General features: G+C 66.2%; 12 protein-coding genes. 2 read left to right on the forward strand and 10 right to left on the reverse strand.

Features of this window, described 5'->3' with window-relative positions; all coding sequences use genetic code 11:
* Positions 1–11: 11 nt before the first annotated feature.
* Together F8O06_RS07925 and F8O06_RS07930 are read right to left on the reverse strand one after the other, a co-directional pair.
* A complete protein-coding gene (locus F8O06_RS07925) occupies positions 12–1,496 on the reverse strand; it encodes a cytochrome ubiquinol oxidase subunit I (RefSeq protein WP_192496664.1) in 1,485 nt (494 codons plus the stop codon).
* A 216-nt stretch (positions 1,497–1,712) separates the two neighbouring features.
* Positions 1,713–3,608 carry a DEAD/DEAH box helicase gene (locus tag F8O06_RS07930; protein WP_158037722.1) on the reverse strand — a complete coding sequence of 632 codons (1,896 nt, stop codon included), beginning with the start codon at positions 3,606–3,608 and terminating at the stop codon, positions 1,713–1,715.
* A 77-nt stretch (positions 3,609–3,685) separates the two neighbouring features.
* On the opposite strand from F8O06_RS07930, the gene F8O06_RS07935 reads away from it, so the two are divergent.
* Positions 3,686–4,411: a GntR family transcriptional regulator gene (locus F8O06_RS07935; protein ID WP_158037721.1), complete on the forward strand. Its 726-nt coding sequence runs from the start codon at positions 3,686–3,688 to the stop codon at positions 4,409–4,411.
* Here F8O06_RS07935 and F8O06_RS07940 read toward each other — a convergent pair.
* The 5 genes from F8O06_RS07940 to F8O06_RS07960 form a co-directional block, all read right to left on the reverse strand.
* Positions 4,344–5,456 carry an acetate/propionate family kinase gene (locus F8O06_RS07940; RefSeq protein ID WP_158031214.1) on the reverse strand — a complete coding sequence of 371 codons (1,113 nt, stop codon included), beginning with the start codon at positions 5,454–5,456 and terminating at the stop codon, positions 4,344–4,346. The two genes, F8O06_RS07935 and F8O06_RS07940, sit on opposite strands and share 68 nt — an antisense overlap.
* Entirely contained in the window at positions 5,453–7,543 is a 2,091-nt protein-coding gene (gene pta, locus F8O06_RS07945; protein ID WP_158037720.1) for a phosphate acetyltransferase, read from the reverse strand. The genes F8O06_RS07940 and pta overlap by 4 nt, the downstream gene beginning before the upstream one ends.
* A 237-nt stretch (positions 7,544–7,780) precedes the next feature.
* Positions 7,781–8,332, reverse strand: a complete 552-nt coding sequence (locus F8O06_RS07950; protein ID WP_192496839.1) for a YceI family protein — start codon at positions 8,330–8,332, stop codon at positions 7,781–7,783.
* Between the two features lie 107 nt (positions 8,333–8,439).
* The gene (locus F8O06_RS07955) at positions 8,440–9,171 is read right to left on the reverse strand and encodes a polyprenol monophosphomannose synthase (RefSeq protein WP_158037719.1); all 732 of its coding nucleotides are present in this window, start codon (positions 9,169–9,171) and stop codon (positions 8,440–8,442) included.
* Complete coding sequence (locus F8O06_RS07960) at positions 9,168–10,853, reverse strand: AMP-binding protein (RefSeq protein ID WP_225733398.1); 1,686 nt, start codon at positions 10,851–10,853, stop codon at positions 9,168–9,170. Before F8O06_RS07960 ends, F8O06_RS07955 begins: the two co-directional genes overlap by 4 nt.
* Positions 10,854–10,932: 79 nt before the next feature.
* Here F8O06_RS07960 and F8O06_RS07965 point away from each other — a divergent pair, with 79 nt between their 5' ends.
* Complete coding sequence (locus F8O06_RS07965; protein ID WP_158037718.1) at positions 10,933–11,604, forward strand: metal-dependent transcriptional regulator; 672 nt, start codon at positions 10,933–10,935, stop codon at positions 11,602–11,604.
* An 18-nt stretch (positions 11,605–11,622) separates the two neighbouring features.
* On the opposite strand, the gene F8O06_RS07970 is transcribed toward F8O06_RS07965, so the two are convergent.
* From F8O06_RS07970 to F8O06_RS07980, 3 genes are read right to left on the reverse strand one after another with little or no spacing between them, the layout of a single operon-like run.
* Positions 11,623–13,365 (reverse strand): amino acid ABC transporter ATP-binding/permease protein, encoded by a 1,743-nt coding sequence (locus F8O06_RS07970; RefSeq protein WP_158037717.1) that lies wholly within the window; start codon positions 13,363–13,365, stop codon positions 11,623–11,625.
* The gene (locus tag F8O06_RS07975) at positions 13,362–15,086 is read right to left on the reverse strand and encodes an ATP-binding cassette domain-containing protein (protein ID WP_158037716.1); all 1,725 of its coding nucleotides are present in this window, start codon (positions 15,084–15,086) and stop codon (positions 13,362–13,364) included. The genes F8O06_RS07970 and F8O06_RS07975 overlap by 4 nt, the downstream gene beginning before the upstream one ends.
* Entirely contained in the window at positions 15,086–15,835 is a 750-nt protein-coding gene (locus tag F8O06_RS07980; RefSeq protein ID WP_158037715.1) for a TIGR00645 family protein, read from the reverse strand. The genes F8O06_RS07975 and F8O06_RS07980 overlap by 1 nt, the downstream gene beginning before the upstream one ends.
* Positions 15,836–15,879: the final 44 nt, after the last annotated feature.

Genomic DNA, 15,879 nt, shown 5'->3' on the forward strand with positions numbered 1-15,879 from the left:
AATCTCCATTACTAGTACGTGATCGCCAGTTTGTGGGGATCGACCTCTGCGGTCTCATCTCCGCTGTGGTCTGCGTCGAACTCTGGCGGACCGGCCTGAGCCGCCTTCTTGATGAGTTTGAACTCAACGACTGCCAGTGCTCCGTAGACCAAGGTGAAGAGGGCCAGCGACAGGCCGACCGACCACGCCGGCACGTTCGGCGAGACCGCACGTTCGGTGGTCATCAGGCCGAACACGATCCAGGGCTGTCGACCCATCTCGGTGAAGACCCAGCCGACGAGGTTGGCGAGCAGAGGCACCGGAGCGGCCCAGATCGCGACACGCCAGAACCAGTCGGGCACCGTGATCCGGCTCTTCTTGCGTGTGATCCACAGCGCGACCAGAGCGATCAGCGCGCTGAACGCTCCCAGACCGATCATCCAGCGGAAGCTCCAGTAGGTGATCCAGAGCACCGGCATGAACGACCCATCAGTCGGGCACGTCAGTGCAGGGTTCAACGCATCCGTGCAGAACTGCTGGGTGTACTTCGCCTGCAGATCGGTCAGCCCCTCGACAGTGCCGTTGAACGTGTGCGTCGAGAGGAACGACAGCAGATAGGGAATGCGCAGAGAGAAGAGCTCGCTGTGGCCGTCGGGCGTGCCGAGGGTGAAGACGGAGAATGAGGCGTCTGCGCCAGTGCTCGTCTCGAACATCGCTTCGGCAGCCGCCATCTTCATGGGCTGGGTGTGCACCATGGCCAGGCCGAGCTGGTCGCCGCTCAGGAAGACGCCCGCGAAGCCCGCGAGCACCGACCAGGCACCGATCTTGAGGCCGGTGCGCATCGTCTCGACATGCTGATTGCGCCGCAGGTGGTAGGCGCTCACGGCTACGATCACTGCACCGGCGAACACGACTGCGCCCGTGATGGCGTGCGGAAACGCCGAAACCGCAACCGGGTTCGTGAGCACCTGGCCGATGTCGGTCAGCTCTGCGCGCCCACGGTTCGGATTCAGTTCGTAGCCCACCGGGTTCTGCATGAACGAGTTGGCGGCGATGATGAAGTAGGCCGAGAGGATGGTCGCGATCGACGTCAGCCACGCCGACGCGAGGTGCACGCCCTTCGACACCTTGTTCCAGCCGAAGATCCAGACGCCGATGAACGTGGCCTCCAAGAAGAAGGCGAAGAGCCCCTCCATGGCCAGCGGGGCGCCGAAGATGTCTCCGACGAAGCGCGAGTACTCCGACCAGTTCAGCCCGAACTGGAACTCCTGGACGATGCCCGTCACCACGCCCATGGCGAAGTTGATCAGGAAGATCTTGCCGAAGAGCTTCGTCAGCTGCAGGTACTTCACCTTGCCGGTGCGCACCCAAGCGGTCTGAATAATCGCGACGATGAGCATCAGCCCGATCGTCAGCGGCACGAACAGGTAGTGGTACAGAGTCGTCAGCCCGAACTGCCAGCGCGCCAGCGCCAGTGCCGTGGGGTCGCTCTGCAGCACGGCCAATGTATCGGTCATGTGCGTTCCTCTTCACTCCAGTGAAATTTCGGTCTCCGACACCTGTCGGCGACACCTGTTGGAGACGTTACTCCGGCTTGTATACAAGTGCAAAGTAGACGACCCTAACCTGTGTCGAATCGAGACGAATCGACGTTGTCACAGCTCGAATCGAGTGCTTCTGCGCCGTGCTGACACGACGTTCGGCGCCAGGATGGCGAAGAGCGGCGCTGCGCGTCAGCGACGTCCGCGGTGCATCCAGCCGCGAACGGTCTGCAGCCTCTTCTGCAGCTGCCCGAGGTCTGCCTGCGGCACCGCAGGGCCACCGCTGATGCGCCGCAGCTTGGAGTGAATGCTGCTGTGCGACTCGCCGCTGATCTGGGCCCAGACCGAGACCGCCTGGTGCAGTTCGGCCCGCTTGGCCTTCAGCTGTTTGAAGAGCGGCTCGTTCGACGCGGCCTCGGTCTCGGGCGTCGCCGCCGCCCTGCGCTGTTTGCGCTTCGTGATCTCGTCTTGGTGAGACCGCAGCAGCGAGCGCACCTGGTCGGGTTCGAGCAGGCCGGGGAAACCGAGGAAGTCCTGTTCTTCCAAGCTGTCGGCTTCGGCGCCCGACCCGAACTCGTCGCCTTCGAAGAGCACGCGGTCGAAGGCGGCCTGTGCCTCGAGCGGCTCGAAGTCGACGCCGTCGAGCAGATCGTCGGATGCGGCCTCGCGTTGGTTCGCCTGTTCGAGCAGCGAGTCTTCGAGACCGTCGTCGTCCCGGTCTTTCGGGCCCCCCAAGACATGGTCGCGCTCGACCTCGAGCTCGTGTGCCAGACCCACCAGACCGGGCACGCTGGGCAGAAAGATGGTGGCCGTCTCGCCTCGTTTGCGAGCTCGCACGAATCGCCCGACGACCTGGGCGAAGAAGAGCGGCGTACTCGCACTCGTCGCGTAGACGCCGACTGCCAGCCGAGGCACGTCCACGCCTTCCGACACCATGCGCACGGCGACCATCCAGCGCTGCTGCCCTGCCGAGAACTCTTCGATGCGATCGCTGGCGCCGTCTTCGTCGCTCAGCACGATGGTCGCCGACTCCCCCGTGATCTGTTTGAGGATGCCGGCGTAGGCCCGAGCCTGCGTCTGGTCGGTCGCGATCACGAGCCCGCCGGCGTCGGGCACTCCCCGACGCACCTGCGTGAGCCGAGCATCCGCGGCACGCAGCACCGAGCCGATCCAGTCGCTGCGCGGGTCGAGCGCCGTGCGCCAGGCCTGGGCGATGATGTCTTTGGTCGCCGGTGCGCCCAGATCGGCGCTCATCTCGTCACCGCTGCGGGAGCGCCAGCGCATGTTGCCGGCGTAGGTCAGGAAGATCACCGGGCGCACCACGCCGTCGTGCAGGGCGCGGCCGTAACCGTAGGTGTAGTCGGCGCGTGAGATCTTCGAGCCGTCGGGCTGCGGCTCGTAGGTGACGAAGGGGATCTGCGCTTCGTCAGAGCGGAACGGCGTACCAGTCAGACAGACACGCCGTGTGGCGTGCGCGTAGGCCTCGCGAATGGCGTCGCCCCAGCTCAGTGCGTCACCGCCGTGATGAACCTCGTCGAGAATCACCAGGGTGCGCTTCGCCTCGGCGAGCGCCTTGTGCACCTCGACGTTGGCGGCGACCTGTGCATAGGTTGCCGTCACACCCACGTAGTGCGAGCCGAAGACGCGATCGGCGTTGCGAAAGTTCGGGTCGAGGCGAATGAGCGCTCGCTCGGCGGCCTCGGCCCATTGGCGCTTCAGATGCTCGGTGGGCGCGACGACCAGCACACGATCGACGGTCCCCTGATCGAGCAGTCCTGCAGCCAGCTGCAGTGCGAAGGTGGTCTTGCCGGCTCCAGGGGTCGCTGCGGCGAGAAAGTCTCTGGGCTGTTCGGCGAAGTACCGCTCAAGAGCCTCAGCCTGCCAGGCGCGCAGTCGACTCGCGGTGCCTCGTGCCGCACGGCGCGGGTAGGCCGGGGGCAGATCGCGGGCAGACGCGTTGCCGAAGTCGATTGGGGGGTGCACGGCAGAGATTGTACCCGCAGCCGACGACGTGCGCCTGTCAGACCGACGTGGGCCGCTCTGGTCGGGGCCGGTGATTCCGTGGGTCTGCGGCCTGCCGACGGGCATTTTCTCGGGACTGTCCTATTATGATCACGGCAGTCATCGAGGACTGCGACTGACGCGGGATCCTGAGGGAGAACACGATGACCGAGCAGCAGACGAACAGCAAGGCGTTGCAGGCGCGCGACGCCATCAAGCGATCGATCGCCGCAGGCAGACTGCAGTCAGGCCAGCGTCTCGTCATCTCGCAGCTGGCTCGTGAGCTCAAGATGTCTCCGGTTCCGGTTCGTGAGGCGATCCGGCTGCTCGAGTCAGAGGGCCTGGTCACATTCGCTCACAACGTCGGTGCACAGGTGACCGACTTCCGGCCGCAGGAGTACCGGCACATGATGTCGACGCTCTCGGTGCTCGAAGGCGCTGCCGTCGCACAGACCGTTCCGCACATCCGGCAGCAGACCATCGACGAGGCCCGCTTCTACAACCGCCATCTGATCGAGGCGCTCAAGGCGTCACGCTTCGCCGAGGCCAACCGGTTCAGCACGCTCTTTCACCGCGTGCTCTACCGCGACTGCCCCAACCGCTACCTCATGCAGACGCTCAACGAGGGCTGGGCCAAGGCCGCCGCGGTCAAAGGCGCCGTCTTCGGCCTGCTGCCCGGGCGTGTCGACGGGTTGGTCGAAGAGCACGAGCACCTGCTGCAGATGCTCGAGAAGAAGACCTCGCCCGACGAGGTCGAGGCCTTCATCCGAGCTCATCGCGAGCGAAACACCGAGGCCTATCTGCGCTACGCGCAGCAGGCGATCAGTGATCGCGCTGCCACAGGAGGGCCTCGGCCTGCCGGATCATCGTCACGTCCTCGCGAGTCTTGACCAGGATGATCGCGGCCGACGAGCCTTCGGTCTGAATCTGGCTGTTCATCTCGTTGCGGCGGTTGAGCCGCTCGTCGAAGCGAACGCCGAGCGGGCGCAGACGTTCGAGCACGAGTGCGCGTGCAGCCGGCGAGTTCTCGCCGATGCCGCCGCTGAACACGAGCGCGTCGAGCCCACCAGCAGCGATCGTCATCTGCCCGATCATGCCTGCCGCACGATGCGCCCAGACGGCCAGCGCGAGCTGTGCCGAAGGCTCGGCGGCATGCGCACGGTTCACGATGTTGCCCATGTGCGTGTCACCGGCGAGGCCGAGCAGACCAGACTGGCGTTCAAGCCGCGAGATGACCTCGCGAACGCTCAGGCCGGTGTTCGCCACGAGCCATGCCGACACCGCTGGGTCGATCGTGCCGGAACGGGTCGACATGACCAGACCCTCCAGCGGAGTGAAGCCCATGGTGGTGTCGACGCTGTGTCCGTCGCGCACCGCCGTCAGGGAGGCACCCGAGCCCAAGTGGGCGCTGACGATGTGCAGCTCGGAGAGATCCTGATCGAGAATGCGTGCGGCTTCGCGCACGTTGTACTCGTGTGCAAGACCGTGGAAGCCGAACCGGCGCACCCCGAGCCCCTCGCGCCACTCACGAGGAATCGCGTAGGTATAGGCCTCGGCGGGCATTCTGGCGTGGAACGCAGTGTCGAAACAGGCGATCTGCGTCGCCTCCGGCAGCAGCGCACGCAGCCGTTCTAGAGTCGCCACCGACGGCGGCTGGTGCAGCGGCGCCAGATCGGTGAGCTCTTCGATGCCGGCCATCACCTTGTCGTCGACGATCGCGGCCTCACCGAAGAGACGACCGCCGTGCACCACGCGATGCACGACGACCTCGATATCGCCGCTCACCGACGAGAAGTCGGCGATCAGCTCGGCCCACGCTTCGTCGGTGATCTCGGCCGGCGGCGTCGCAACCGTGCGGTTGTAGACGACTTCGTCCTGATCGGCGACGCTCAGCTTCAGGCTCGACGAACCCGCGTTCACCAGCAGCATGCTCATGCGTTGTCCTCTTTCTGCGTCTCGGCGGCTTTCGTGGCCCCCGCCTGTACGGCCGTCACCAGAATGGTGTTGACCACGTCATCGACGGTGCAGCCGCGGGACAGATCGTTGACGGGCCTGCGCAGCCCCTGCAGCACCGGCCCGATGGCGATCGCACCGCTCGACTGCTGCACCGCTTTGTACGTGTTGTTGCCCGTGTTCAGATCGGGGAACACGTAGACCGTCGCGCGCCCGGCGACCGGCGAGTCGGGCAGTTTGCCAGCCGCGATCTTCAGGTTGCTGGCGGCGTCGTACTGGATCGGCCCTTCAACCGGCAGTTCGGGTGCGGCCGCGCGAGCCAGCTCGGTGGCCTCGCGCACGGCGTCGACCGAGGAGCCGTGTCCTGAGGTTCCGGTCGAGTACGACAGCATCGCCACCCGAGGTTCGATGCCGAAGGCGGCCGCCGTCTGGGCGCTGGCCACGGCGATGCCGGCGAGCTCTTGGGGCGTCGGGTTCGGAATCACGGCGCAGTCGCCATAGACCAGCACCCGATCGGGCAGGCACATGAGGAACACTGACGAGACCTCGCGGACGCCGGGCCGGGTCTTGATGATCTGGAAGGCGGGACGGATCGTGTCGGCGGTCGTGTGCATCGCGCCCGAGACCATTCCGTCGGCCTGCCCCGAGTGCACCAGCAGGGTGCCGAAGAAGCTGGGGTCGCGGACTTGCTGTGCCGCCTGTTCGAGCGTCACCCCTTTGTGGGCGCGCAGCTGCTGGTAGGTCTGTGCGAATTCGTCGAGCAGAGGGGACTGATCGATGTCGATGATCTCGATGCCATCGAGACTCGCCCCGTGCAGACGCGCCAGCTTCGCCACCTCGTCAGGGTCGCCCAAGAGCACGAGATCGACGAGACCCTGCTTCGCGATCTCTGCTGCTGCCGTGAGGATGCGCGGGTCGCCTCCCTCGGGAAGCACGATTCGAGCGTGAGCCGCACGGGCTCGACGGGCGAGCTCGTAGGCGAAGCGCTCGGGGGTGGTCACGTCGCGCAGGGACAACTCGAAACGCGAGAGGATCTCGGCGCCGTCGGCGTGCTCGTCCCAAGTCTTCAGCGCCTGCCGAGTGCGGGTCGGGTTGCCTGCACCGATCTCGCCGCGAACCCGACTGGCGGCCTGTGCGACGGCGAAGGTGTCGGCGCGTTTGCCGTAGACGGGGATGCTGCCCGCGGCGACGACGCGCTGCAGGCGCTCGGAGATGTCGAAGTCACCGCTGATGATCACGGCCTCTGGGGCGAGGGCGGCCTGGAGCACCGCTTCGATGAGCTCGACGCGGTCACCGGGCACGACGACGAGCGCTCCCGAGCCGATGACGGAGAGCGCGTGCTCGGCCTCCATCGCTGCCACCGTGATGCGACGCACCAGATGATCGGCGTCGCCATTGGTGCCGATGCGCAGCGCCTCGATGGCTTCCGCCGTCTCTTCGACACTCGGCCACGAGAGGCTCTCGACATAGGGCAGCAGGTAGACGGGGCGCCCGAGCGACCCCGAGGGAATCAGGGTGCGGGCCTCGTCGATGACCTCGGGTGAGACGCGGTTGACCACGATGCACATCAGGGTGGAACGCGCCTGGCGAAGTCGCTGCCGGGTGAGCGAGACCGCGGCGGCGACACGAGCGGCGTTGCGCCCGAAGCCGTCGACGACCGCAAGCAGCGGCACGTCGAGGTGCCGCGCCAGAGCGACGTTCACGTCTGGCTCACCGTGCACGGGCACGGTGATGGCGTTGGTGCCCTCGATGATGACGAAGTCGACTTCGGCGGCGAGCCTCTCGAAGGCGCCGAGGCATTCGGCGATGAGCTCGTCTGTGCGATCGTCGGCCACCAGCTCTTCGGCATGCGCGGCGGTCATCACCGAGACAGCGGTCAGGGCGCCTTCGGGAAGCAGCCGTTCGGCCAGCTGGACGATGCGCGACTCGGTCGGTTTGTCAGCAGATGTGATCGGCCGCAGAAACCCGATACGAGCGTACCGAGCAGCAGCCTGGCGCAGCAGCCCGATGGTGACCAGCGACTTTCCAGAGGTCTCCCCCACACCAGTGATGAGCAGTCCGTCGGGCATGAGATCTCCATCTGTTCGTTGTGCGTCGGTGCCCCTCCAGACTATCGCACCCACAGAACGTGCCCCACAGCGCGCCCTGGGTTCGAACGGCCATTCCGTGAACTCTTCGTGAAGCCGCGCACCACGCTGCCGCGTCGCCTCAGACTGCAGACACGGCGACGGCCACGGGGATCGATCTCAGGATCTCCCGTGGCCGTCGTGCTCTGTCACCGGCTCAGCGCGGCCGGCGGCAGACGATCACTGCTGGTCGAGCACGAACTCGGCCTCGATGTGAATCTTCACATCGCTGCCCAGCAGCACGCCGCCGGTCTCAAGGGCGCTGTTCCACTCCAGTCCGAACTCCTCGCGCTTGATCGTCGTGTCGGCTTCGATGCCCAGAACGGTCTGGCCGTACGGGCTCGTCGTGATGCCCCCGACCTCGACCTGGAAGTCGACGCTCTTCGTGACTCCGCGCAGCGTGAGGTCTCCGGTGACCACCAGGTCATCGCCGTCATACCGCACCGCAGTCGAACGGAACGTGAGCTCGGGGTGATTCTCGACATCGAAGAAGTCAGGCGTCCGCAGATGGCCGTCGCGATCTGGGTTGCCGGTCGAGATGCTGGCGGCCTTGATGTCGGCGCTCACGCTGGAGTCGAGCACGTCTTCTCCGGTGGTGAGCGTCGCCGCGAAATCGGTGAAGCTGCCGCGGAACTTCGTGACGAGGTGACGCACGCTGAAGCTGATATTGCTGTGCGTGGGGTCGATCTGCCACGTGCCCGAGGTGAAGCCTGCGATTGCGGATTGAGTCATGATGTCTGCTCCTTCATTGAAGATGTCGGGCCTTCGTCCGCACATCAGTGGTTGTATCTACAACAGTATCCACATGAATGCACCAGCGCAAGCGCATTCTGCAACTCTCAGCGGCGTGTCGGCAGCATCCGCTGCATGCCCCAAGCGGTCACCCGCAGCACAGCTTCGACGATGATCGAGAGATCCATCTTCGAGCGGCCGTTCTCACGTTCGACGAAGGTGATCGGCACCTCGGTCACATCGAGCCCCGCTGCCACGGCGCGTCGCAGCACGTCGATCTGAAAGCAGTACCCATGACTGGCCGCTTCGTCGAGCCGAAGCGCTCGCAGCGCAGTGACGGGAATGACCCGATATCCCGAGGTCACGTCACGCTGGCCGAGGCCGAGCATCAGTCGCGAGTAGATGCTGGCCGCATGCGACAGCGAGCTGCGGTACCACGGCCAGTTCACGATCGTGCCGCCGCGCACCCATCGAGATCCGAGCACCAGCCGATTCTCACCCGCTGCTGCGAGCAGATGCGGCAGCTGCTCAGGCAGGTGCGATCCGTCGGCGTCCATCTCGACCAGATAGCGAAACCCGTGGGCCTCGCCCCACTCGAAGCCCGCGATATAGGCAGGTCCGAGGCCGTGCTTCTGGTCACGGTGCAGCACTGACAGCGACGGATGCCGCTCCCGCAGCCGGTCGGCGAGCAGGCCCGTGCCGTCTGGGGATCCGTCGTCGACCACGAGGACTGAAACCTCGGGGAGCGTCTTGAACAGCCGCTCCAGCACTCCAGGCAGCGACTCTCGTTCGTTGTATGTGGGAATGACGACCAGTGTCTCCCCCGTTGGCGCGCTCAATCGCGCAGCTCGCGGCGAATGACCTTGCCGACGTTGGACAGCGGAAGCTCGTCACGGAATTCGATGTAGCGCGGGCGTTTGTATCCGGTGAGATAGCGGCGGGCGTACTGCCGCACCTCCTGTTCGGTCAGTTCTGGGTCAGCCGGCACGACGAAGGCTTTGACCACCTCGCCGGAGTGTTCGTCAGGCACGCCGATCACTCCGGCGGTCTTGATGCGTGGGTGATCGCTCAGCACCGCCTCGACTTCGTTCGGGTAGACGTTGAACCCGGACACCGAGATCATGTCCTTCCGGCGATCGACGATCGAGAAGTAGCCGTTGTCGTGCAGCACGGCCACATCGCCCGTGGCCAGCCATCCGTCGGCGTCGAGCACCTCGGCTGTCTCGTCCTCGCGCTCCCAATACCCCTTCATCACCTGGGGGCCGCGCACATAGAGGTCTCCGGGCTCTTCGAACGCCGCGACACGACCGTGGTCGTCGAGCACTTTGATCTCGGTCGACGGCAGCGGAATGCCCACGGTGCCGATGATCGGCGGCAGCCACGTCGGGTTCACGCTCACCACGGGTGAGGCCTCGGTGAGCCCGTACCCTTCGAGCATGGGGCGCTGGGTGACGTTCTGCCACTCGTTCGCCGTCGACTCGCGCAGAGCCATGCCGCCGGCCACCGTCAGTTTGAGAAAGTCGAAGTCGGCTTTCAGGAACCGCGGGTTCTCGAGGAGCGCCTGAGCGAGAGTCGAGACCAGGATGATCACCGAGGTTCGCTCTCTCACGATCGTCTTGGCGAGCGGAGAGATCTCGCGAGGATTGGTCACGAGCACGTTGTGCAGACCATAGGCGAAGAAGCACAGGCAGTTCACCGTCATGCAGAACACGTGGTAGAGCGGCAGCGCTGCGAGAACGTTTTCGGCGCCCTCGTCCAGGATCACGCGCATCCAGTGCCGCATGGCCTGGGAGTCGGCCAGCAGGTTGCGATGCGTGAGCATGGCGCCCTTCGGCGTGCCCGTCGTTCCGCCGGTGAACTGCAGCAGTGCGACGTCGTCGAGTCCGACCGAGACGGGCTGCAGACGCAGGTCTGCCCCATGCGCGATGGCGTCACGAAAGTCGACGGCTCCGGGCAGGCGATACTTCGGCACCATGCCCTTGAGCCTCATGCCGACGTTCGTCAGCACACGTCTGGCCGGACTGCGCCAGAGGTCTGCCGGCCGGGTGATGATCACGTTCTGCAGGGTGGTGTCGGGCAGAATCTCGGCGATCTTGTCTGCGAACATCTCGAGCACGACGATGGCACGCGCTCGCGACTGCAGAATGACCGCCTTGGTCTCGGGAGCGGTATAGAGGGGGTTCGCGTTGACCACGACGAGGCCCGCTTTTATGGCGCCGAAGAGTGCGACCGGGTACTGCAGCAGGTTCGGCATCTGCAGCACGATGTGGTCACCTGGCTGCAGCCCCAGAGAGACCTGAAGATAGGCGGCGAAGTCGTCTGAGAGCTGTTTGACCTCACGGAACGTGAGCGTCTGCCCCATGTTGGTGAACGCCTTGCGATCACCGAAACGGGCACATGTCTGATCGACGAGATCGACGATCGACCGGTGTTCGAGGGTGCCGACTTCGCTCGGCACGTCATCGGGATACAGGTCGAGCCACGGTCTCGGAATGTCGTCTTGCCTCTGCTGCTCAGTCACGGGTCAATTATGCCCCACCAGGTGAACCACCTGAGGGATCGCCCAAGAATCAAGATGAACGGCACGTACAATCGAAACCATGTCAGACCCGCGCACAGCCCTCTCGCAGACGAACCAGGACTATCTGAAAGAGATCTGGCAGTTCGCCGAGTGGTCGGGCGATCCCATCACCACCGGCCAGCTGGCCGAGCGCATGGGCCTCACCCGTTCGACCGTCTCAGAGGGAGTGCGTCGGCTGACCGATCAGGGCTATGTCGTGCACGAACGCTACGGCAACATCACGCTCACCCCGGCCGGAGAATCGGCGGCGGTGAACCTCGTGCGCAGCCATCGCATCCTCGAGACCTTCTTGGTGTCGTATCTCGGCTATGACTGGGACGAAGTGCACGAAGAGGCCGAGGTGCTGGAGCACGCGGTGAGCCCGCGCATGATCGAGCGGCTCGACGCCCGTCTGAACTTTCCCACCCGCGACCCGCACGGCGATCCGATACCGCGAGCCGACGGCAGCATTCCGACTCTCGACGCCCACCCGCTCAGCGAGGTGCCAGAGGGGCATACCGTGCACGTACGCCGTGTCTCGGACGAGAACCCAGAGCTGCTGCGCTATCTCACCGACATCGGTCTGACCCTCGACAGCACCATCACTGTTCGAGAGCGCATCCCCGCTGCCGGCACGATTCGTCTGGTGATGAACGGCCAGCCCCTCGATCTCGGTCTGCCTGCCGCCGGCAACATCCTCGTCACCGAGTAGGGGCAGCCGCTCCGGTCATCAGCGATCGTCGGCTGCGACCAGCCGCACGACACCGGTCTCACCGACCGCGACGACCGGTCCGTTCCACGCATCGTCACGGTGCGAGACCCAGAGCACGGTGCGTCCCGAAGCAGGATCGAGCACCACGCGGCGAATGTCATCGGCCGTGCGCGCATCGAGCTGAGAAGTGACCTCGTCGGCGAGCAGCACCGGCGTCTCAGCCAGCAGCGCGCGTGCCAGACCCAGCCGCTGAGCCTGACCTCCCGAGAGCCCGACGCACCCGCGACCGCGACCGAGCCGCGTGCGGATGCCCTGGCGCTGACTGTCGACGAACGCACCGAGGCCGACGGTCGCGCACACCTCGCGCAGGTCGTCGTCGCTGGCGTCAGGCCGTGCGATTCGCAGATTCTCGGCGATGCTCGCGTCGAAGAGAAACGTCGACTGATCGACCACAGCCACGGTGCGCACGAGTTCGGCACGGCTCAGCTCTCGCAGATCGCGACCGGCGATCTGCACCGAGCCGGAATCCGGATCGTGCACACGTGCGAGCAGATCCACCAGCGTCGACTTGCCGCTGCCGCTCGAGCTCTCGACGAGCACGTGCGAGCCCGCCTCGACGCTGATCGGCTCCGGCACGCGCAGCTGCGGCCCGTGAGCGCCGCCGACAGCGTCGTGACGGTAGACCAGCGGGCCGATCACCGCGGCCGCTCCCCGATCGCCAGACTCTGCGGCTGCAGCCGACGACTCGGGAGGCTCCTCAGCGGCAAACGTCACCTCGGGTTCGCGCGTGATCGTCGCCTGCACACGAAGCGCTGCCGCCTGCACAGCACGCCACTCATTGACGAATCCGACCACTGACTCCGGCGCGGCGAACGCGGAGAACGCGAGTGCGGCACCCACAAGCGCTGCGCCCAGCGGCTCCTGCAGCAGCCCTCCGCCATGCGAGTCGGCAGTGGAGACGAGCACCGAGGCCAGCACTGTGAGCAGCCAGACCAGAGTGACCAGCGCTCGTCTGGTGCGACCGAGCCGCTGCTCCGCACGCATGATGTCAGCGTGCCTGCGGTTCAGCTGGTGCCAGCGGCCGAGCCGACGATCGATCGCGTGCAGCCCGCGCAGATCGGGCAGCGCGTGCATCGTCTCGGCGGCGAACTGCGCACTCTGGCCGTCGAGTCGGGCACCCTCTGACGCGGTCTGCGCCTCGCCGCGCAGTCCCAGCCCGGCGCAGCCGAAGGCGAGCAGCAGACCGACGGCAACGACCACCGCCGCCGGCCACCCGGTCAGAAGCCACTGCGCGAACACCACACCGACGCTGACGATCACCGCGCTCACCGCCGGCACGATGGTGTGCGCGAAGAACACCTCGAGCCGATCGATATCACGGCCTGCGCGCGAGAGCAGGTCGCCGCTGCCGCTGCGCGACGTGACTGCCGGAGCCTGCGGCAGCAGGCTGGCGAAGAAGCGCACGCGCAGGCGCGCCAGCAGAATGAACGCGACGCGATGCCCGAGATACTGCTCGCCGTAGCGAGTCAGGCCCTTCACCAGAGCGAGGCCGATCAGCACCAGCCCCACGGTCCAGACCGAGACCTGACCCCGGGCACTCGCCGCCACCAGCAGCACCCCGGCGACGACCGCTGCGATTCCCGTGGCCTGCGAGACCAGACGCAATGCGAACGAACCAGCCAGACTGCCCCGAAACCCCTTCGTCATCGGCAGCAGCTGTCGCAGCGTGTCTGCCGTGCTCGCCTGCGTCGCGCTCGTCATCGTGACCTCTCATCGTGCAGACCGTCCGTCGTGAGGCGAGACGTGGCCATACGGCGCGCGAACGCCGCAGGATCATGTGTGACGCAGACGACGGCCATGTGTTCGGGCAGGTCGGCGAGCGTGTCGACCAGACGCTCGCCGGTCTGGCGGTCGAGGCCGCTGGTCGGCTCGTCGAGCAGCAGCACGTCCACGGGCTGCATCAGAGCGCGCGCGACCGCGAGCCGCTGGCGCTGGCCACCGGAGAGCCCCGTTCCGCGCTCCCCAAGGGCCGCATCCAGGCCTCCGAGTCGTTCGCCGATCGTCGTGCTCAGGCCGGCCAGCTCAAGCGCACGCCAGCAGGCGGCATCGTCCACGGCATCCGACGAATCGTCGCCCGTCGCGCTCTGGTCGGCCTCTGCTCCCAGACCGAGCGCGAGGTTCTCACGCACTGTGCCAGAGAGAATCACCGGGTTCTGCACGACCTCGACGGTGCGCAGCCCGGGAAGTCGTTCCAGCGTGCCGCCTCCGAGTTCGCGACGACCAGCGATCACGCCGAGCAGTGTCGACTTGCCGACGCCGCTGGGGCCCATGATCGTCCGTCGGTCGCCGCGGCGGATGTCGACCTGCAGACCCTGCGCAAGCTCGCGCCCGTCTGGCGTCACGAGTGTGCCCTGCTCGATGCGCAGCAGGCTGCCGTCTGACGGAGCCGTGGGTGCGCGTCGTGCCGTCTCGTGTCGTGAGTCACCGTCGCCCACGCCGATCACGCGCGCCAGCCGGCCTTCGGCGCGCTGACCCTGCGCACGCAGATAGAAGAACTTGCCGACCACGTCGAGAGGCGCACTCATCACCACCGCCAGCAGCACGACGACCGCGGCCTCTGTCACGTCGATGGCACCGCTGCGCAGCCGCCACACGGCCAGCAGAGCCGAACCGGCGAGCACGCCCGCATAGAACAGCCCGTCGAGCACGAGAATCAGCAGCTGGTTGACCGCCAGCAGCCGCATGACCTCGGTGCGCTGCTGCTCCGCGCTGCGAGCCAGGCGCTGCAGATACCGGTCGCCGGCGCCGAACAGCGCCAGCGTGCGCAGCCCCTGGAGCCCCTGCAGAAACGTCACGGCCAGCGAGGCCTCGCGCCGCCGCCAACCGCCCATCGACTTTCGGGTGACACGCTGAAAGGCGCCCACCGCCGCCGTGACGAGCACGACCAGAGCCGCGAGGCATCCGGCCAGCACCGGGTCGACGGCCAGTGCGATGACCACGAGCACGATCACGGGCGAGAGCAGCGCGGCGAGAATGCTGCCGTGGAACTCGGCCCGGTAGGTCGCGTACTTCGCGGCGTCAGCGGTGGCCAGATCGGCGAAGTCTCCCTCGGCGGGCAGCCGATCGTCGGCGTCGGCCGGGCCGCCCAGCCGTCTGAGAAGGCTCTCGCGCACCTCGGTCTGCAGCTGCCGCTCGGCTGCGTCCTGAGCGGCCTCGCCGAGAAACTGCACGATCACGACGCCGGCGAACGCGACGGCCGTCACCAGGAACAGGTGCGCCGCGGCCGCCGTGCCGTCAGGTCCGAAGGCCGTCGCAAGCGTTCTGCCCAAGGCGACCACGCCGACGGCCAGCAGCACGGTGCGCGCCACCGAGAGAGCCAGCCCTGCGCGCGACAGCCGGTTGGGGCCGGCAGCGACGGGCAGAGCCTCGCGCACTGCTCCGGGGTGCCGTCGCACGTCAGCCGCTGACCGACTTTCGTGCATCAGTGGTCACGCGGCTTGCCGGTGTGCGTCGCTGCCGGCTCTGACGGCACGGCCGAGGCCACCTGCTCAACCGGGTGCACGGCATCGGGTGCAGACGGATGCCCCGGCAGCGCGGGTGCGCCGGATGCGGTCTCTCCGTGGTGTTCGGGGCGCTGGATGCGTTCGATCCAGGCGAGGGCGACCGCCGAGAGAATGAAGGTGAGATGGATGAACACCTGCCACATCACGCCGGTGGTCGTGTAGCTCTCGCCGGTCACGTTGTGCGCATGCTCTGCGCCGAGATCGCCGACTTCGATGAAGATCTTCAGCAGATGGATCGACGAGATGCTGATGATCGAGATGGCCAGCTTGACCTTGAGGATGTTCGCGTTCACATGCGACAGCCAGTCGGGCTCGTCCGGGTGGCCGTCGACGTTGATCTTCGAGACGAACGTCTCATATCCGCCGATGATGACCATGATCAGCAGATTCGCGATCATGACCACGTCGATGAGTCCCAGCACGGTCAGCATGATGGTGGTCTCATCGAGCTTGCCCCAGTCGGTGAAGACGTCGGTGAGCAGGTGGAACAGATCGACCCAGAACACGATCACGTAGATCAGCTGCGCCACGATGAGACCGATGTAGAGCGGAGCCTGCAGCCACCTGCTGGCGAAGATCAGGTAGCCGAGCATGTTCGATGTCTGCGAGTTCTGCGCCTGACGGCCGACGGCGAATTGACGTCGCTGGTGGTGATCAGAGGGGGACATCGAGCTCCTGACGTGTGTGGGTGATCCCAGTCGACGTCATTGGC

The organism is Pseudoclavibacter sp. CFCC 14310, assembly GCF_008831165.1.
GTDB lineage: Bacteria > Actinomycetota > Actinomycetes > Actinomycetales > Microbacteriaceae > Pseudoclavibacter_A.